The organism is Marinobacterium sp. NO-S09 (assembly GCF_059179545.1).
Genome location: NZ_CP168954.1, coordinates 1618764 through 1638174, shown reverse-complemented (window position 1 = coordinate 1638174; position 19411 = coordinate 1618764). Strand labels below are relative to the sequence as shown.

At 52.4% G+C, this 19411-nt stretch carries 17 protein-coding genes and 8 tRNA genes; 11 read left to right on the top strand and 14 right to left on the bottom strand.

The window, feature by feature from the left end:
- Positions 1-178: 178 nt before the first annotated feature.
- From pilB to O3C79_RS07715, 5 genes are read left to right on the top strand one after another with little or no spacing between them, the layout of a single operon-like run.
- Complete coding sequence (pilB, locus tag O3C79_RS07735; RefSeq protein WP_494385783.1) at positions 179-1894, top strand: type IV-A pilus assembly ATPase PilB; 1716 nt, start codon at positions 179-181, stop codon at positions 1892-1894.
- Positions 1895-1906: 12 nt separating this feature from the next.
- A complete protein-coding gene (locus tag O3C79_RS07730; protein WP_494385458.1) occupies positions 1907-3142 on the top strand; it encodes a type II secretion system F family protein in 1236 nt (411 codons plus the stop codon).
- A complete protein-coding gene (locus O3C79_RS07725; protein ID WP_494385457.1) occupies positions 3142-4002 on the top strand; it encodes a prepilin peptidase in 861 nt (286 codons plus the stop codon). The genes O3C79_RS07730 and O3C79_RS07725 overlap by 1 nt, the downstream gene beginning before the upstream one ends.
- On the top strand, positions 4002-4625 hold the full coding sequence (gene coaE / locus O3C79_RS07720) for a dephospho-CoA kinase (RefSeq protein WP_494385456.1): 624 nt from the start codon (positions 4002-4004) through the stop codon (positions 4623-4625). The genes O3C79_RS07725 and coaE overlap by 1 nt, the downstream gene beginning before the upstream one ends.
- Positions 4618-4836, top strand: a complete 219-nt coding sequence (locus O3C79_RS07715) for a DNA gyrase inhibitor YacG (protein ID WP_494385455.1) — start codon at positions 4618-4620, stop codon at positions 4834-4836. Before coaE ends, O3C79_RS07715 begins: the two co-directional genes overlap by 8 nt.
- Positions 4837-5422: 586 nt before the next feature.
- On the opposite strand, the gene O3C79_RS07710 is transcribed toward O3C79_RS07715, so the two are convergent.
- The 8 genes from O3C79_RS07710 to O3C79_RS07675 all read right to left on the bottom strand — a co-directional run bounded on the left by O3C79_RS07710 (position 5423) and on the right by O3C79_RS07675 (position 9089).
- Positions 5423-5498 (bottom strand) — tRNA-Gly (locus O3C79_RS07710).
- A gap of 3 nt (positions 5499-5501) precedes the next feature.
- Positions 5502-5577: transfer RNA gene (locus O3C79_RS07705), tRNA-Glu, on the bottom strand.
- Positions 5578-5610: 33 nt separating this feature from the next.
- Positions 5611-5686: transfer RNA gene (locus tag O3C79_RS07700), tRNA-Gly, on the bottom strand.
- 2 nt (positions 5687-5688) lie between these two features.
- Positions 5689-5764 (bottom strand) — tRNA-Glu (locus O3C79_RS07695).
- Between the two features lie 133 nt (positions 5765-5897).
- A tRNA-Gly gene (locus O3C79_RS07690) sits at positions 5898-5973 on the bottom strand.
- 1 nt (position 5974) lies between these two features.
- Positions 5975-6050, bottom strand: a tRNA-Glu gene (locus O3C79_RS07685).
- A gap of 91 nt (positions 6051-6141) precedes the next feature.
- Positions 6142-8214, bottom strand: a complete 2073-nt coding sequence (locus tag O3C79_RS07680; RefSeq protein WP_494385454.1) for a putative bifunctional diguanylate cyclase/phosphodiesterase — start codon at positions 8212-8214, stop codon at positions 6142-6144.
- A gap of 101 nt (positions 8215-8315) precedes the next feature.
- On the bottom strand, positions 8316-9089 hold the full coding sequence (locus O3C79_RS07675; RefSeq protein ID WP_494385453.1) for a hypothetical protein: 774 nt from the start codon (positions 9087-9089) through the stop codon (positions 8316-8318).
- A 128-nt stretch (positions 9090-9217) separates the two neighbouring features.
- On the opposite strand from O3C79_RS07675, the gene O3C79_RS07670 reads away from it, so the two are divergent.
- From O3C79_RS07670 to galU, 5 genes are all read left to right on the top strand, one after another.
- Positions 9218-9293: transfer RNA gene (locus O3C79_RS07670), tRNA-Glu, on the top strand.
- Between the two features lie 2 nt (positions 9294-9295).
- A tRNA-Gly gene (locus O3C79_RS07665) sits at positions 9296-9371 on the top strand.
- A gap of 391 nt (positions 9372-9762) precedes the next feature.
- A complete protein-coding gene (locus O3C79_RS07660; protein ID WP_494385452.1) occupies positions 9763-10662 on the top strand; it encodes a LysR family transcriptional regulator in 900 nt (299 codons plus the stop codon).
- A gap of 29 nt (positions 10663-10691) precedes the next feature.
- Positions 10692-10865: an oxidoreductase-like domain-containing protein gene (locus O3C79_RS07655; RefSeq protein ID WP_494385451.1), complete on the top strand. Its 174-nt coding sequence runs from the start codon at positions 10692-10694 to the stop codon at positions 10863-10865.
- Between the two features lie 75 nt (positions 10866-10940).
- On the top strand, positions 10941-11819 hold the full coding sequence (galU, locus tag O3C79_RS07650) for a UTP--glucose-1-phosphate uridylyltransferase GalU (RefSeq protein WP_494385450.1): 879 nt from the start codon (positions 10941-10943) through the stop codon (positions 11817-11819).
- Between the two features lie 49 nt (positions 11820-11868).
- Here galU and O3C79_RS07645 read toward each other — a convergent pair whose 3' ends face one another.
- From O3C79_RS07645 to O3C79_RS07620, 6 genes are all read right to left on the bottom strand, one after another.
- Positions 11869-12576, bottom strand: coding sequence for a hypothetical protein (locus O3C79_RS07645; protein WP_494385449.1), 708 nt, complete (start codon positions 12574-12576; stop codon positions 11869-11871).
- A gap of 1 nt (position 12577) precedes the next feature.
- A complete protein-coding gene (locus tag O3C79_RS07640) occupies positions 12578-13306 on the bottom strand; it encodes a tyrosine-protein phosphatase (RefSeq protein WP_494385448.1) in 729 nt (242 codons plus the stop codon).
- Between the two features lie 5 nt (positions 13307-13311).
- Positions 13312-15543 (bottom strand): GumC family protein, encoded by a 2232-nt coding sequence (locus O3C79_RS07635; protein ID WP_494385447.1) that lies wholly within the window; start codon positions 15541-15543, stop codon positions 13312-13314.
- A 2-nt stretch (positions 15544-15545) separates the two neighbouring features.
- Complete coding sequence (locus tag O3C79_RS07630) at positions 15546-16085, bottom strand: polysaccharide biosynthesis/export family protein (protein WP_494385446.1); 540 nt, start codon at positions 16083-16085, stop codon at positions 15546-15548.
- A 73-nt stretch (positions 16086-16158) separates the two neighbouring features.
- Positions 16159-17331 (bottom strand): outer membrane beta-barrel protein, encoded by a 1173-nt coding sequence (locus tag O3C79_RS07625; RefSeq protein WP_494385445.1) that lies wholly within the window; start codon positions 17329-17331, stop codon positions 16159-16161.
- A 55-nt stretch (positions 17332-17386) separates the two neighbouring features.
- Positions 17387-17836, bottom strand: coding sequence for a hypothetical protein (locus O3C79_RS07620; RefSeq protein WP_494385444.1), 450 nt, complete (start codon positions 17834-17836; stop codon positions 17387-17389).
- Positions 17837-18054: 218 nt separating this feature from the next.
- Here O3C79_RS07620 and O3C79_RS07615 point away from each other — a divergent pair, with 218 nt between their 5' ends.
- Entirely contained in the window at positions 18055-19401 is a 1347-nt protein-coding gene (locus O3C79_RS07615) for an O-antigen ligase family protein (protein WP_494385443.1), read from the top strand.
- Positions 19402-19411: the final 10 nt, after the last annotated feature.

Here is a 19411-nt window from a genome sequence, read left to right as displayed (position 1 = left end):
AGGCCAGCTTGCATCCCAGTGTCCAGACTGAATACAAACTGAACAACATTCCAGATTGAGCTTAGTCAAAGAAATAGAGGTTTGACAAGCAATGTTTACACTAGTAATGAAGCTGTGCTTTGATTGCTTTATTATGCTTACTTAATCGTATCGACTCTGTTACACGGCTACAGGAGTTCTGGTGTCTCAAGGTACCCCCCCCCTTACAGGGCTGGCAAAACGGCTAGTTAATGATGGCGTTTTTTCGGCTGAAGTCGCGCAGGATGCGATGACTCAAGCCCGAGAAGCCAACAAGCCCTTTATCAGCTATATAATCTCTCACCGCTTGATAAGCTCTCACAGAGCGGCACAAGCTGCGTCTGAGGAGTTTGGCTACCCTCTTCTCGACCTTGATGCGTTAGGCGATGATGGCATTCCCAAAGGGGTTATTTCTGAATCGCTGGTGACCAAACACTCGATTCTCCCACTCCTGCACCGCGAAAACCGGCTATTTGTCGCAATTGTAGATCCGACAAACATTCAGGCCCTGGATGAGGTAAAGTTCCATACTGGCATTACCACCGAACCAGTCATAGTCGAAGAAGACAAACTCCAGGCCCACCTTGAGCGATTTCTTGACACAGCTTCCGATGCAATGGAAGAGCTGGAAGATACCGACCTTGAAAGTATCGACCTGCCGGAAGAGCAAGCGACTGATCAGAAGGAATCAGCTGAGGAAGCGGCCAACGACACACCGATAGTTCGCTTTATCAACAAGGTGTTACTCGATGCTATAAAGAAGGGAGCTTCCGATATCCACTTCGAACCTTACGAGAAGGTGTATCGGGTACGCTGCCGAATCGACGGCATGCTGCAGGAAGTTCACCGCCCGCCTCTAAACCTTGGCACGCGCCTGGCTGCTCGCTTGAAAGTCATGTCACGTATGGATATCTCTGAAAGGCGCTTGCCCCAAGACGGCCGCATTAAACTAAAAGTGTCGTCCAAGCGTGCTATAGATTTTCGTGTCAATACACTGCCCACCTTGTGGGGCGAGAAAATTGTGCTGCGTATTCTTGACCCTAGCAGTGCCAAAATGGGGGTCGAAGCGCTGGGCTTTGAGGCCGATCAGAATAAAGCCTACCTGACTACCCTTGAACAACCCCAGGGCATGATCTTGGTAACAGGCCCCACCGGCTCTGGTAAAACCGTCACGCTTTATACCGGCCTAAATATTCTAAATACCGAGGAGCGAAACATCTCGACCGCCGAAGACCCGGTCGAAATCAACCTTGAAGGTATAAACCAGGTGCATGTCAACGCAAAAGTTGGCCTGACTTTTGCTGAGGCCCTAAGGTCCTTTCTACGCCAGGACCCCGACGTGGTCATGGTAGGTGAGATTCGCGACCTGGAAACAGCGGAAATAGCGATCAAGGCAGCGCAAACAGGCCACATGGTTCTTTCCACCCTTCACACCAACAGCGCCCCCGAAACACTCACACGCTTACGCAATATGGGTGTACCTTCGTTTAATATTGCAACCTCTGTCAGCCTTATCATCGCTCAACGACTGGCCCGTCGTCTCTGTGAGAATTGTAAGACGCCGATAGAAATTCCTGAGCCTGCACTTCTGGAAGAAGGCTTTACACCAGACCAAATTCCTCAACTACAGTTATTCGAACCCAATCACGAAGGCTGTAAGAAGTGTAACCGGGGCTATAAAGGGCGAGTTGGTATTTATGAGATGATGCAGATGAGCCCCGAAATTGCCGAGTGTATTATGGAAAATGGTAACTCAATCGATATTTTACGAACAGCTGAGCAGCAAGGATTCAGGACACTGCGCAAATCAGGCCTCCTCAAGGTGGCAGCAGGCGTCACCAGCCTGGAAGAGATGAACCGGGTAATCAAAACCTGACAGGGATAAAGCATGGCAACTACGGCAGCAAAAAAAGCTCCAAAACAGTTCACTTTTGTGTGGCAAGGTAAAGACAAGAGCGGCAACGTCAGCAAGGGTAAAATCGACGCTGAGAACCTTGCTGCAGCTAAGGCGTTATTGCGCAAACAGGGCATTAACCCCGGGAAGCTGGCCAAGGAACGTGTTTCCATGTTCAGCTCAAAGCACAAACCTGTTAAGCCTATCGATATTGCTTTTTTTATTCGCCAGGTAGCCACCATGATGAAAGCAGGTGTGCCACTGCTCCAGGGGCTGGAGATTGTTGCTGAAGGCGCTGAAAAGGTTAAACTCAAGAGCCTAATTAACGAACTAAAAAATGATGTCAACTCCGGCAGCGATTTATCTCAGGCACTAGCCAAACATCCTGAGCACTTTGACGATCTAGTCTGCTCGCTTGTCCATGCAGGTGAACAATCCGGCGCACTGGAAACCATGCTCGACCGCATCGCCACTTATAAGGAAAAAGTTGAATCGCTAAAGAAAAAGATCAAGAAAGCAATGACCTACCCGATTGCAGTCATTGTTGTTGGCGTGCTTGTGTCAGCCATCCTGCTGGTGAAGGTTGTGCCTCAATTTGAATCTGTTTTTGGAAGCTTTGGAGCAGAGCTGCCTGCCTTTACCCAATGGGTTATTGGGCTATCGGAATGGGCACAAGAATGGTGGTTTGTCGGATTAATCTCCGTTATTGCAGCCATATTTATTTTTAGCAAAGCCCGCCAAAAATCCGAAAAGTTTTCAAATTTTGTTGATCGAGCCGTACTAAGGATCCCCGCCATCGGAACAATACTACACAAGGCCGCTGTTGCTCGCTTTTCTCGAACACTTGCAACCACCTTTGCTGCAGGCGTTCCCTTAGTAGAGGCGCTCGACTCAGCCTCCGGCGCGGCAGGGAACATTGTTTATGAAAACGCCATCATTCAAATACGCAACGGCGTATCAACCGGTCAATCGCTTCAAAGCGCTACCAACATGACCGGTGTATTTCCTACTATGACGGTGCAAATGATTGCCATAGGCGAAGAGGCGGGCTCTCTTGACATGATGCTCGATAAGGTTGCTTCTTTCTATGAAGAAGAGGTTGATAATGCCGTAGACAACCTATCCAGCCTTCTAGAACCTATGATCATGGTAATATTGGGCGTACTTGTAGGCGGCCTGGTTATCGCCATGTACTTGCCAATCTTCCAGCTGGGCCAGGTAGTCGGTTAATGCTCGAATTACTTCAAACCTCACCGCTACTGGCGGTGGGGAGCACTTTTGTATTTTCACTATTGATTGGCAGCTTTCTCAACGTAGTCATTCTTCGCTTGCCCGTGATGATGCAACGCGAATGGGACGCTTACCTTCAATCTGAATCCAGTAATTCTGACGCCACAGAGCTCCAAGACACCTTTAACCTGATGACCCCTGCATCCCGCTGTGGCGAGTGCGGTCATCAAATTCGCTGGTTTGAGAATATCCCGGTTATCAGCTGGCTAGTTCTGCGTGGTCGTTGCAGCGGCTGCGGTACCAGAATTTCTTTCCGTTATCCCTTTGTGGAGCTGCTGACAGGCGTCGGTTCTGCATGGCTGGTGTGGCATTTTGGGTTCACGCTGGAGGCAGGTCTTTTGGTGCTGCTGACTTGGGCATTGATTACGCTAACCTTCATTGACCTGGACCATCAGCTTCTGCCGGACTCGATCACCCTGCCGCTAGTGTGGATGGGGCTTCTGATCAACACTCAGGGCATTTTCACGCCCCTGGAAAGTGCCGTGATTGGTGCCGCAGCCGGTTACTTGGTGCTGTGGAGCGTGTACTGGCTGTTTAAACTGCTTACAGGCAAGGAAGGCATGGGCTATGGCGACTTTAAGTTGCTGGCAGCCATTGGAGCCTGGGGCGGTTTTCAGATACTCCCGCTGGTGATCTTGCTGTCATCCGTCGTCGGAGTTGTACTGGCCTTTGCACTCATTGCTTTTCGTCGTCATCAGGCGCAGAATCCACTTCCGTTTGGCCCCTACCTGGCTATCGCTGGCTGGATTGCAATGGTGTGGGGTGACTCGATTATTTCCGCGTATCTGGGGAGTTTTTGATGCTGGTAGCAGGTCTCACTGGTGGTATTGGCTGCGGTAAAAGCACCGCATCAGAGTGTTTCATTGCACTGGGCGTGCCGGTGATCGATGCCGATCATGTAGCCCGCCAGGTGGTTGAACCCGGTAGCGAAGCCCTCGGCAAGATCGCCTCTCACTTCGGTGACCAGCTGATTCAGACGGATGGTACACTGAACCGCCCTGCTCTTCGTCGCATCGTGTTTGATAACGAACGCGAGCGCAACTGGCTTGAAGCCCTGCTGCACCCGCTCATCCGTGATCGTATTCTAGATACACTGGAACAACTGGACCAGGATGGCCACTCCTATGCCATTCTAGCCTCCCCTCTGTTGCTGGAAACCGATCAGCACTTGCTGATCAGCCGCGTCATTGTAGTGGATGTACCCGAATCGACGCAGGTCGAACGCACCATGCAACGTGATGGCATGGAAGAAGCGCAGGTTCGGCAGATTCTGGCGGCTCAAATGGACCGAGACGAACGCCTAAAACACGCCGACTTCGTATTGGATAACAATGGTTCTCCCGAGCAGCTCAAGCAGGCCGTTGACGAACTGCACCCCAAACTGAAGCAATTGGCTGATGAAGAGGATGCCGACGATGACTAAACCACGCATGGTGAACTGCCCTCAGTGCAATAACCCTTCTCCTTACACAGAGGCCAACAAGTGGCGCCCCTTTTGCTCTGAGCGCTGCCGATTGATCGATCTGGGTGAGTGGGCCAGTGAGGGGTATCAGATTGCAGCTGAGCCTTCTCTGGATGACTTCAGCTCTGGCATGATGCCTGAAGAGCAAGGGTTTACACCAACCCGCCACTGACCACCTCCACCTGATCCGCATAGCCCCACCCTTTCATACACAGCAGCCACATCACTTACAGCAACAAGAGCCATGATACCCGACTAATCCTGGCTCTCACTTGATAACTGCACACAGGCCCCACAAGCCTTGATTAGCCCGCTATTTCACCACCACTCCAAAATGAAGCATAAGCTCCGAGCCCGGGCCATATACGCAAGTCGATTCACATAAAGAGAGAGTCATATACAAAACTGAATCGACCGAATACCTGGTCGCGCCCCCCAACAAATAAACCGGATCACGCCTGACGGGGCAAGAAGTCTTAATTCATGAGATAAGATCTTGGAACAGAAAGCGTGACAAGAGAGACTGGAGCGGGAAACGAAACTGATCTGGACGGCATCCCGTCGGCCGGCGTTCCGGTCGCGACCACGAGACATAAAGGCGGGTCGCCCAGAAAGGGCAATAAATTGGAATTACGTGATAAAAGAGATTGGAGCGGGAAACGAGACTGAACCGGCCGGCGTTCCGATCGCGACCACGAGACATAAGAGCGGGTCGCCCAGAAAGGCGCTTTGTCTTGGAATTACGTGATAAGAAAGATTGGAGCGGGAAACGAGACTCGAACTCGCGACCCCGACCTTGGCAAGGTCGTGCTCTACCAACTGAGCTATTCCCGCTGATGGCATCCCGTAGGGGGTTCGAACCCCTGTTACCGCCGTGAAAGGGCGGTGTCCTAGACCACTAGACGAACGGGACACACGATGTGCCACAGGCTTTTGCGTCCAAATTTGGAGCGGGAAACGAGACTCGAACTCGCGACCCCGACCTTGGCAAGGTCGTGCTCTACCAACTGAGCTATTCCCGCAATGGCATCCCGTAGGGGGTTCGAACCCCTGTTACCGCCGTGAAAGGGCGGTGTCCTAGACCACTAGACGAACGGGACGCAGCCTGTTGCAAAAGTACTTAAGATTGGAGCGGGAAACGTGACTCAACCGGTCGGCGTTCCGATCGCGAGCCCGACTAAAAAACCGGGGTCGCCAAACTTCACTCCAGATTCACCCAACACTCTAAAGTATTGGAGCGGGAAACGAGACTCGAACTCGCGACCCCGACCTTGGCAAGGTCGTGCTCTACCAACTGAGCTATTCCCGCATGGCATCCCGTAGGGGGTTCGAACCCCTGTTACCGCCGTGAAAGGGCGGTGTCCTAGACCACTAGACGAACGGGACACGTTCTTAAGCGCTTTCGCGTTCCTCATTGAGGAGGCGCATATAGTACGTACCAACCCATTGAAGCGCAACCCTTTATTCAAACTTTTTTTCATTTTTTCGTAAGCAGGCCCTGCAGCCAGCTTTGAGCGGGTTCCGGCTTATGCAGCAGGAAGCCTTGCAGCAAGTCGCAACCGTGTGCGGCCAGAAAGTCCGCCTGAGCCACATCCTCTACCCCTTCAGCTACAACCCGCAGTTTGAGCTGACGCGCAATAGACAGGATAGAGCGCACGATGGTGCGGTTGTCCTCATCCCCTGGCAGGTTCTCGACGAAACGCCGGTCGATCTTCAGCTCGCTCAAATGCAGCTTTTTCAGATATGCCAAGTTCGAGTAGCCGGTGCCAAAGTCATCCAATGAGAACTTGATACCAAAGAAGGACAGGCGATCAATACTTTCCTGCACCGCATCTGACGTATCCAGAAACAGGCTTTCGGTGATTTCGATCATCAACCGTCCCGGGTCAACCTGCGACTCCCCTATCAGCTCTATGACTCCATCAACAAATGCCGCGTCATGAAACAGCGCAGAGCTGAAGTTAACCGACAAAGGAATAGACAGATTGGCAGCCTCGAGCCGCTTCAAGGTTTGCAATGACTGATTCAGCACCAACAGCGTTAATGGCTTGATCAAGCCAGAAGCTTCCGCAACCGGAATGAACTCTCCCGGAGAGACCGGTTTGCCCTCAGGACCGTTCAACCAGCGCACCAGCACTTCAGCACTGCATACAGCGCCGTCACCACAGAACTGAGACTGCACGGCGATCGAAAGCTCATCCCTCAGAATCGCGTGCCGCAGCGCCTCTTCCAGTTCAAGCTGGCGACGGGCGTGAATGCCCAACTCGGCCTGATAAAACTCAACCTGCCCGGTTCCCACTTCCCGCGCCCGACACAATGCCAAATCGGCATGCCGCCTCAGGGCTTCAAAGCTATCGCCCTGCTCTTTTAGTTGCGCTACACCGGCACAAGCCGTCAACGCAAGGCTGCCACTTGAGCTGCGGACAGAATCCGCCAGCTCGGTACACAAAACATGCAGACGCGCCCTTGTTTCGGCTTCGCTTTGGTCACCCATAAACAGCAGCAAACCGAACTCATCCCAACCTACATGCGCCAGCAGCTCCATGGGTTGATTCAAGAGCCTGCTCAGGCGCTTGCCAATTTGATTGAGCAAACGATCACCAAAGTCATGGCCATAGGCTTCATTGATGCGTCCGAACTGATCCAGGCCGAACAAGACAAGCCCGTAGGATGAAGCCATATCGGATTCCAAACATTCAGCCACCTGCTCTTCCAGCAGCCGGCGGTTCGGCAAACCGCTCAGTGGATCATGGTAGGCAAGGTGCTGCAGCCGCTGCTGGGCTTCTTTTTCTGCCGTTACGTCCTGCTCAACCGAAAGGTAGTGACTAACAACACCTTGCTTGTTGCGGACGGGCGAAACCACTGCACGCTTGACCATGCGCTGGCCATCCTTACGCCGGTTCACAAACTCACCGCGCCAGGACTCTCCGCGTTCCAGTGTTGCCCAAAACGCCCTTTTTTCGGCGTCAGGACGGGGAGCCCAGGCACGAAAGCCAGGGCGCAGACCCAGGACTTCTTCCGAACTGTAACCGGAGTTGGCCTCAAAGCCCCCATTCACGTAGGTAATCTCACCAGCAACATTCGTAATGATGACGCTTGATGGGCTTTGATCAATCGCATGCCTGAACAGCATCAGGTCAGACTCGATTTTCTTGCGCTCGGTAATATCCCGCTGAGTACTGACAAAGTGGGTATGCTGCCCCTGTGCATCACGCAAGGGGCGTATACAGACCTCTACCCAGTACGGCTCCCCCGCTCGTGTATAGTTGATGAGTTCTTCACGAACTTCCCTCTGCTGGTGCAAAGCCTCTGAAATCCGCTTCCGAGCCTTTGGATCGGTCTTCGGTCCCTGAAAGGTTCTTGGGCTTTTACCTAGCAGGTACTCTCTGGAGTAACCCGTACGATTAACAACCGCCTGATTGACATAGACAATGGAAGGCCCAGCCTCCAAATCGGTATCAGTCACAATTACCAGATCAGACAGGTGGTCGAGGCTGGCCTGCATGAAAAGCAAGTGCTCTGCATCGGCTTCAGAGGGTGTGAGGGGCACGGAGTCTCTCGCGTTCAGTTATACGTTAGCGCTATAGCCGGGGGGCCACGCAAATAGAATCGCGGATTGTAGGGTTTTAGTGCTGAATAAGAAACTATCCCTTAGCGGTAATCTGTAAAGGGCTTGGGTGTAAACTTGTCTTCTTTGGCCAACTCTTCAGCCCTTCGCCGCTTTTCTTCTGCCTCTTTGACCAGACGCTCCTGCTCGACAATCGCCTGCAACTCGTCAATATGTGTGCCAATCTCATAAAGCTGACGATCAAGCTGCTGTGTTTTATTCAGACTCTGCAATTTTGCCAGCACCGTTCGAAAACGTGGCAAAGCGGGCCCAGCGCCACGCGCACCTTCCGTTTCCTGAGCATCCATGATCTCCACGTCCAACCGAGTTCGGGTATAGGCTTCCTTGACCTGATAGATAACCGAATCTGCTTCGGCAACACGAACAGTTCCCTGTTTTTTCAAATCACTAAGAAACTGGAACAGCTCACGTAACAAAGACGCGGTGCGCTCAGCATGGTTGCGGTCAGCATGCAGGGTCATACTGCCCTGCGGATGCTCAACCACTGGCAGCGGCTGCGCACGGACCGCCTCAAGCTCATGCAGTTTCTTCTGGTTCTCCTCGGTACGCTCAAGCTCCAGCGTGAGTTTCCAGCGTTGTACCAGGTAATTCAGCAACAGATCGCGAATTTCACGGGTGATGTAATGCTCCGGCAACGTCCGCAGAAGATGGTCGGCACGTCGAATCTGATCCTTGAGCAGCAGCAAGCGCATACGCCTTTCACGGCGCTGCGTTTCAATGTTTTGAATGGTAAATGCGATCATAGCCATCACCACTACTACTGCAATGATCAAGAGGCCTGTTTCGGTCGGAGTCATACCCTTTCACTTATTTTTGTGCCGAAGCCATTGATTCTATAACAAAAAATCTTAAAAAAATGCTTGACCAACCCGTAACACGACATTAATATTCACGCCGTTGTCACGCATCAAGGCGTACATCAGATGTCCCGTTCGTCTAGTGGTCTAGGACACCGCCCTTTCACGGCGGTAACAGGGGTTCGAACCCCCTACGGGATGCCATTGCGGGAATAGCTCAGTTGGTAGAGCACGACCTTGCCAAGGTCGGGGTCGCGAGTTCGAGTCTCGTTTCCCGCTCCAATCTTTTTTACCATGTAATTCCAATCCATTGCCCTTTCCGGGCGACCCGCTTTTATGTCTCGGGGTCGCGACCGGAACGACGGCCGGTTCAGTCTCGTTTCCCGCTCCAATCTTTATATTTTCATTACCTCCCCTCTGTAAAGCCTTTCCTGGCACTGATCTCTACTAGATATTTGTCGTGGGAGCGCACTCCGTGCGCGAAAGACCATTTCTCCCCAACTAACCGGAACTTATACCCCCCGGCCACACTCATATCCTTCCCGGCTTTTTAGCAGTCTTTGCTTCACCGGACGCTACACTTTTCAGGACCTGCATGTATGCTTTCAGTAACTGCGCTCAATTGCGCATGAGGCTGCAAAGGTCCAGCACGCCAGCAAATGAAGGAAGGAACATGCAAGTAACTTTGGAGCAGTGGCAAGCCTTGCTTGCTGTCGTGGATGCCGGCGGCTATGCCAAGGCTGCGGAGCAACTGGGAAAAAGCCAGTCAGCAGTTAGCTATGCCATTCAGCGACTGGAATCCGGGTTAAATATCCGCGTGTTCAAACTGGAAGGCAGACGCGCAACCCTGACCGATTCGGGTAAAGCACTCTATCGCCACGCAAGACGACTCGTCGAACAGGCCCAGCAAACCGAGGAGCTGGCACGTCAGTTTGGCCAAGGCTACGACCCTCAAATCAGCCTGGCCATGGATACCATTTTCCCTCGCGAATGGATGCTCGACATTCTGGCGGCCTACACCGAAGAGCACCCACACACCCGCATCGAACTATTGGAAACGGTGCTCAGTGGCAGCGATGAAGCGGTACTTAAACGCCAGGTTGACCTTTCCATCAGCGGACGCGTCCCACCCGGCTTTCTGGGTGAAGCATTAATGAGCATACGCTTCATTGCCTGCGCCCACCCCGACCACCCGCTGCACCACCTTGACCGAGAACTGACGCTTGACGACCTCAAAAGCCACCGCCAGCTTGTGGTCCGTGACTCGGGCAGCCGCAGCGTGGATTCCGGCTGGCTGGGCGCAGAACAGCGCTGGACTCTCAGTGATCTTGACCTGTCGTTGATGACAGCACAGCGCGGTATCGGATACGCCTGGTACCCCGAAACCCGCGCACACGCCCTGCTCGACAGCGGACAACTAAAACCTCTTCCTTTGAGCAGTGGCGGCGAGCGCTGGGTGGAGCTTTATCTTATTTTGACCGAAGGGGAGCTGACACGCCCCGGCGTCAAGCAATTGGCTCAAATGATCAAAGACCATGCGAATAGCCAGCAGGAATTCAAGCCAGTAGAATAAATGCACACACTTAAAAACGTTAAAAGATCATGGAAAAACCCACCCCTCCCGCCGATGGCGAATGTTGCGAGTGTGGCTGCGAGCCCTGCGTCTGGGACAGCTACTACGAAGAGATGCACGCCTGGAATGCCGAGCAGAAGCGCCTGAAGGAAGCCGAAGCTGGACAGGCACAGCAGCCAGATACCGCCCAGAACGACAAATAAGTCGTGATACCAGCCCGGGCAGGCTTATCTCATATCCGATATACTGCGCGCAAATCAGACCTGAAGGACCCTGTAATGCTCAACAAAGTCGTGATTCCCGTTGCCGGTCTTGGCACACGCGTTCTGCCTGCAAGCAAGGCCATTCCGAAGGAAATGCTGCCTGTTGTTGATAAACCGGTTATTCAGCATGTTGTAGAGGAAGCGGTTGCAGCCGGCATGACTCAAATCATACTGGTGACGCGCAGCGGCAAAGCGGCAGTGGAAGACCACTTTGACCGTCACGCCGAACTAGAGCAGGTTCTGGAAAGCAAAAAGAAACACGCCCTGCTGGCATCTATTCGCGATATTCTGCCTGCCGGTGTACAGCTCATTTCAGTGCGCCAGGACGAAGCCAAGGGCCTCGGACACGCAGTCCTTTGCGCTGCAGCCCTGACAGGAGATGATGACTTCGCTGTCATGCTGCCGGACATGCTGATTGACGCCAACGGCGAAACGTCCGACTTCCAGCAGATGGTCAGTGCCTATACCGATAGCGGTGTTGGCCAGATCATGGTTGAAGCCGTGCCACCCGAACACGTAGAGCGCTATGGGATTGTTGACTGCGGCGGCCAACCACCCGCCAAGGGAAGCAGCAGCGCCATGCATGATGTAGTCGAAAAACCGTCACGTGATCAGGCACCTTCCAACCTGGCAATTGTTGGTCGTTATGTCTTGCCAGCACGGGTTATGGAATTATTGAAAACCACCGCTCCAGGGGCAGGCAATGAAATTCAGCTCACCGATGCCATCAAAACACTGATGCTGGAAGGCGGCGAACTGAACGCCTTTACCATGTCGGGCAACCTTTACGACTGTGGTAACAAAGCGGGCTTGCTACAGGCCAATGTAGCCTTTGGCCTCAAGCACCCGGAAACAGCCAGCGAACTCAAAGCATTTATTCAACAGTTTTCATAGAAAGCAAAATGCCCGTCATAGACTGGACTCGATCAAGACTTGAAAGCCACTACTGGCACAGCTTTCTTTTTGCCAGCAATTCAGAATTCAATACCCGACACATCTCATCCTCGGCACCTGCCGCATCTACCAGGTAAAGCAAAGACCTGAAGCGGCGCATATCATACGCAAGCAACACACCCATTCCTTCCCATAGCCTGGAGCGCTGCTCCGCATCAAGTTGCGGCCACACGATCAAGCCAATCTCTGTTAAAGGGCCAATCACTCCGGTTCGGCCTGGGCCCAACTCATAGCCTTTATCCAGAGCCGTAAAGAACTCATCATCAAACTCAAGCAAACGCAGCTTAATGAAGGCCAACTGGACCCACGCATACGGCCATAGAGGTCGAATATCAACTTCAGCTCTATAGACCTCCAGAGCAGCACGCCTACTTGCCTCCGCAGAAGCATCGCCAAATGGCTGGTCAAAACGATACCACTCATTCACCTTACCAAGCCGCATCAGCAACTCAGCATTCGTTGAGTGCGAGAATGATACCGCATCCTCCGCCGCATCACGTGCAACCTGCCACGCCTGCTCGCTGGCAACCTCGCCACGCCTGGACCAGTCATCGAGAAACATGACCGTCTGCGCTTCTCTGATACCTGCAAGCATCATCAATGCCGACAGGTACAACATGGGCACAGCAGAAACCAGAATGAAGCCAAAGATGAGCTTACGCCAAGGCGAGTGGGGAACAGACGAACGTTCAGCCATGCTAGAAGTTCACCTGCGCGATAGACCAGGGGTTAGTGGTTACCAGCTGCGCAGCAGCCTTATCGCCAATCAAGGCAGCTGCTGCTTTAACGCCTTCTTTCAGACAAGGTGGCCGATGCTCAACATTGTGCGCATCCGTTGCCAGAATCGTAACCTTACCGTCTTTCAGCAACTCCTCAGAGACCTCCTGACAGCTTTGCCCAAAGCGACCGGCGACAGATGCGGCCGTAACCTGCAGCAGACATCCCTGATCAAGAAAGGGCTTCAGTTTTGAGCGGGATTTCATGATGCCCTTATTACGCTCAGGATGGGCGATCATCGGCAAAATATTGCGCGAAATAAGCCAAGCGGTCAGCTTCTCGGCCCCGAAGGGCACTTCAGAGTGAGGAAACTCAAGCAGAAGCACCTTTCGACCTTGCCACTCACCCAAAAACGGCACTGCATTTCGGGCAACACCATCCATCAACTCCAAACCAAAGCGCACCTCTGCAGCCGAGGACACTTTCAAATCGAGCCCTGCATTTTGCAATGCAGCCTCAAACTCTGCCAGCGCTGCGGCAATCGTTTCAGGGGTATTCTCGTAGCGGCCTGGGTGTATATGCGGCGTGCAAACGAGATGAGAAATCCCGTCTGCTACCGCGATCCGAGCCAACTCGAGTGAACGCTCCACATCCTCAGCGCCATCATCAATCCCTGGAAGCAGATGATTATGCAGATCGATCATACCCATGAGTCTTATGCCTCTTTTGAGCCACTGTAGCCATAGTAGTCGTAGTAACCACCGTAGCTATAGCCGTATTTTTTCGCTTTCTTGATGTCCACCTGGTTCAACACAACCCCCGTCACCGGAGCATTGTTTTGCAGTAGCTGCCCCACACCGCGTTTGGCCAACGGCGTTGCAGTAGCATCCGATTTTATTACATAAATCAGTGCATTGGCATGAGTCGACAGCACCAGTGCATCACTCACAGCCTGCGTGGGCGGCGAATCGATCACAATGCGGTCGTACTCTTTTTCCAATACAGCCAGTACCTTCGCAAAGCGCTGAGAGGACAGGAGTTCCAGCGGGTTCGGTGGCACTGTCCCCGCTGTCATAACCGTTACGCCATCACCCAGATCTTTGAGACACTCTTCAATTCGAGCAGTCCCGGCAACCAAGTTAGCCAAGCCCGGCGTTCCCACCGGGAATTCAAAGCTTTTAGCCAGAGTCGGGCGGCGCATATCCGCATCAATCAACAGAACCTTTTCCATCTGACCCATTGCAAATGCAAGGTTAGCGGCCACCGAGCTCTTGCCTTCACCCGGAATCGAGGAGGTTACAACCAATACTTTATGCGGGTTGTCGAGACCCGACAGCACTACGCCAGTCCTGATAGTACGGATAGACTCAGTGAAGGAGCGATCTTCTTCACTCAAGAACATACGCGCAATCTGCTTACGCTCTTTCTTCTTCAGCAGCGGCAGAATACCCAATACCGGCAAGCCAAGCTTGTTCTCAACGTCTTCAGTGCTCTTGAAGGTGTTATTCAAGAAGTCCTGCAGCAAGGCAAAGGCAACACCCAGCATCATGGCCAGAATACCGGCCAACGCAACGATCAGGCTCTTTTTCGGCTTGATCGGCGTGTCCGGTACAACGGCAGGGTCAACGATACGCGCGTTCACCGACTCAAAGTCCGATGTGGCAGAGGTTTCTTTCAAACGCGTCATAAAGGTGTCGTACAAGGAGCGGTTGGTATCGACCTCACGCTGCAATTCACGCAGCTTGAACTCTTTACGCTTGATGTCCTGGATCTGCACCTTATTTTCATTGAACGAGCCCTGCAGTGAGCGCTCATTAGCCGTCGCCAACTGATACTCACGCTCAATAGACGCCACAACCTGATCAACCTGGGACTTGAGGTTCGCAATCGCAGCCCCCAGCTCACTCTGGGCAGATATCATTTTGGGATGCTTAGGCCCGTAACGGCGTGACAGCTCCTGAACCTTGGAACGCGCACGGCCCTCTTCCGCCTTAAACTGCTGAACCAGAGGGTTACTCAGAACAGCAGGCACCGAAGACAAACGCTGCCAACCACTGCCTTTCATAGCCGCCACCTGGCGGTACTGGCTTTCTGCCTCCGCACGGGAACGACGAGCATCAATCAGGCGATCACTGGTTTGCGAAAGCTCACCACCCACTACCGTGGTTACACCTTCGAGATCCACCAGGTTCTCGGCCTCACGGAACTCCTGCAGGCGACGCTCAGACTCCTGAAGCTTATCTTTGAGCCCAGAGAGACGGTCATTCATCCAGTTAGTCGCGGTTTGCGTCATATTCAGCTTAGCCTCAAGCTGACTTTCGATATACGCATTGGCCAGCGCATTGGCTGCCTGGGCAGACAGCTGACGGTCAGCCATTTCAATCTCGACCTTAACCAGCTGCGTCTTCATGACCGGTGAAATGGTTGTGCGCTCCATGAACGCCTTGACCACCTCATCAAAGATATCCGCTTCCGTCATACCCGCTTCAGACGCCAGGTCTTCGGGCGTAACCATAGGCAGGAACTTGCGGATATCAAAAGACTTCAGCAGAGCACCCACATCAATCAGCGGCTCAGGTTGCTGACGCGGGTCAAACTCAGGATGCACCGTAAGATTCAGCTGACGCACCACACGCTCAGCCAACTCACGTGATTTGAGGAGCTCAAACTGAGTTTGTAGATACTCACTGGTGCCACCCTCAAGGCCATAAACGTCTTCGATCGAGACTGTTTTAGCTGCTTTTTGCTCAATCAAAAGCGTGGATGAGGCTTTGAAAATCGGCGTCATGCTGAGCACGACAAGCACCGTCAGCATCATGACAACAAGCGTCAGTACAATGATGCTCCATTTGCGTTGCCAGATTGTTTTCCAAAGCTGCAACAGGTCGATTTCGTCGTCCAGCTGAGTGTGGCCAGTCGGTTCAGTGCGCGGTTGGCTATTGTCCATAATCAGAAGAAACTTTGCTCAATGGTAATGATGTCACCTGGCATGATTGGAGTATCCATACTGCCTTTAAAAGTGCTTTTATCTGCGCCGGCTTCACGAATCACGGTAATCTTGCTCTCAGATGCGCGCTCGGTCAGACCACCCGCCAAAGCCACGGCTTTTCGAAGCGTCAACCCGGGTTTAAATGGATACCCTCCTGGCTCCTTCACCTCACCATTCACAAAGAAGTCCCGATACTCAAGAATACTGACAGAGATCTTGGGGTCGATCAGGTAATCGCCTGTCAGCCCTTGAATCAAAGTGCGCTCGATATCATGGGCGGTGCGGCCTTTCGCACGAACTTCACCAAGGAAGGGGTAGGAAAAGGTACCGGCATCATTTAAACGGATCTCATCAAACGTCAGATCCTCTTCACCGAATACGTTGATTCTGATGACATCTCCCGAGCCCAGCAGGTACTGGCTATCTCCAGCTGCCTGGGCCGGAACAGCAACAATAAAGGAAAGTACCAGCAGAATACGCAAAAGAGTGGAATGCGCCATGTTTTTGCCTCATGCCTTACAGCAAAAAGGGGAGCGAGGCTCCCCCTGTCATAACAACTCTGTTCCTTTCGAATCAGAGCCCTACAGTCATCTTAACCATGTAGATATTACGGTCGTAAGACTCGCTGTTCACAGTTGAATCAACGTCCTGGTACTTGTAGCCCACGCCAACATCAACCCAGCGACGCAGGTTGTAAGTCAGACCGAAGCCAAACTCATTGGTGTCATCTTCACGGCTTGCTGCATCATCGTAGTCTTCTTCGATGTATGCAAAGTTCACGTCAGAGGTCAGGTAATTGCTCCAGGCATGCTTCCAGTCCAGGCTGGTACGCGTGGTATCAATGTAGTTTTCACCACCCTCTGAGCCTTCCTCGGTGCTACGGCGAGTCTCAAGCGTGAACGCAGAGTAGCTACGCGGCTTCCAGGTTACGCCCACTTCCCAGATGCTGTTATCCGCATCATCCTTGGAAGAGTCGTCAAACTCTTTGTCCGAGTAACCGATCTTGGCAGAACCGCTGGTTTTGGCTGTTGCATCCCAGGTTACACCCACCAGGTACGCCATGGCATCGCTGTCCAGCGTCGAGTTGGAATCTACATAGTCGTAGTCGGTGTAGCGCAGCTCAGCCAGGGCGCGGGTTTTGGGTGCAACACGGTAGTAAGCGGTACCAGTCAGGCTTGCAGTATCACGCTCCAGGTCCTTATTCAGGTTGCCTTCGTTGTCATAACGCAACCACTGCTGGTTGGCACCCAGCTCGAACTGCATGGTCGCCGACTCGGCACCAAAGCCGTACACACCACCAATGTTATAGGTGTGGTACTTATCATTGATACCGTTGATTTCGGTGTCGGCCACATCTTCAACACGGTCATAGCCGGCATTCAAATCCAAACGGCTGCGCGCACTGAATTCCATGTGCGCATCAGCATCCAGGTGATGATCGGTATTGTTGTCATCATGGCTGGAGTGGAAGGTATCGCTGCTGAACGCATAGGTCAGTTTGTAAACATTCAAACGATCCTGTGCGGCCAGCTGAAAGTTAGGGTTGATAGTGGTGATCCAGCTGGATTCATCAAAATCATTATTCACCGCACGGAAGTTGTCATCGTAAGACTCAGACAGTTCCAGTGTCGGAGTGAAGGTCATGCCTCCAAGCTTCATTGAAGACGCTTCGATGGCATAAGCACCAGTGCTTGCAGCCATAAGCATTGCAGCACTCAGTGCACTCAGGGGAAATTTCTTTTGCATGTTCGTCAGCCTTTAAAACCGTTATCCATCACAGAACAGAACGCGTATCACTCAATCAGTTCGGGCTTGTGCTGCTACTCCCGCTTCCGCTATTTGTACCACCCGGTATGCCGCTGCCGTCATTGCTGAAGTTGCGAGCTGTAACGGATAGATTTCTCTGCCCGAGAGTGGTTACAGCAGTGCTGATAGTGCCTGCCTGAGTTGGCACGCGATTGACAGATGTATTCACAATAGTATCCGCCATAGTCGGGTTTTCACTGACCGCTGCCTGAATAACAGCTGTTATGGCGCTCTCATTATTTCCAAGACTCGCGACAATTTCGGCTATTGCATCGGCAATGAGCTGCTCAGTGTTCGCGGCCTCCAGGCGAGTAGCATCCGCTTCGGTCAATGACACCCCCTGAGGCAAGTCTGCTTTAACAGCATTCAAAGTATCAACATCAGCCATTACGTTCGTAGACGCCAGGGCCGCTGCCAAAGAAAGGGACATGATTGTTTTGCGCATGATTTACATCCTCATTGATTGTATGTCAGAGCGCTTTGGCGGCTGACTCACCACACATAAATAAACTCCCACCATTTTAGAGAGTATTACTACGAATTACCAACCTCGTTCAGTCTGTGTGAACCTGGTTGCTTTTCAGAGTCGAATCCCTGTTTCCTCAAAGGGTTAAACAGGTAGAATGCGTGCTGGCCTGTTTATCCAGAAGGACCTTCCGCCACATGAGCAGCAAGCGCTCCACGTTTGAAACCAGTCTGATTATTGCCACCCTCGCTATCATCGTATGGCTCCCATTACCTGTCGGTAGCAACCGACTCTGGAGCAGCGCCTTTTTCTGCCTGATGGTGACTCTGCTCACCGCTGCCTGGGCCGGCTTTCAGCTACAGCGAGGCACCTCCCATAACCGTGCACTTCAACCGGCGCTGCCGATGTTCGGGCTTCTACTCGCAGTGCAGGTCTGGGCTTTGATGCAATGGCTTCTGGGTATAACAACCGACGGTGGTCGAACCCTGAACTACGTAATACTCGGGGCGAGCTATAGTTTTCTATTCATCCTGGTTATTGGCCTGTTTCACACACGGCGGCGTCTTACACTACTGGTATCGACACTGATTTTGAGCGCTACCCTACAGGCATTCTATGGCACCCTGATGACCCTCTCAGGTGTCGAGTGGCTACTTTTTGAACCCAAAACCTATGGTAAGGGTGTTGTAACCGGCACATTTATCAACCGAAACCACCTTGCCGGTTATCTGGTTATGACATTGGGTCTGGGTATTGGCCTTCTGCTGGCTCTCAGGGATGGTGCTCCCTTCAGGTGGCGCTCTTTGATTGATTTAATCCTTGGCCCTAAAGCTCGATTGCGCCTTGCTCTGGTGATTATGGTGATTGCATTGGTGATGACACGCTCACGCATGGGCAACACCGCTTTCTTTGCCGCTCTTATGGCACTGGGCGCACTGTTCATCCTGATCAACAAGGAAAACAGACTTCGCAATGCCCTTATTCTTGCCAGCCTGGTATTGATTGATGTTATGGTGATCAGTCAGTTCTTCGGCCTGGATAAACTCAAGGACCGCCTGGTTGCCACTCAGGTGACCGACCAGGTTGAAGACGGGGCGGTTGTTGCCAAGAAAAACGTTATTCGTACCGATGTATTTGGCTACGCCATCGAACAAATCGCAGACAGGCCATTGCTGGGCTTTGGTGCCGGTAGTTTTGAAAGCAGCTTCCAAAAATACCCGGGGCCAGAAATTCGTGGGCACTTCGACCACACCCACAATGACTATCTTCAGTTTGCTATTGAATACGGACTACTTGGCTCTCTGGCACTGGCTGCTTTCGTACTTATGGCTCTGTATCAAGCCTTGAAGGCATTATGGCACCCGGAATCCAAATATCGGAGCGGTATGGGCTTTGGTGCAGCAATGGCAATATTGGGGCTCTTGATCCATTCAATCGCTGACTTTAACCTGCAGATACCCGCCAATGCCGCTACTTTCATGATTGTGTGTGCTATTGCGGTACTTGCTAACCATCACCGCAAAACCAGACAGCGTACCGAATAGGACACCCGGA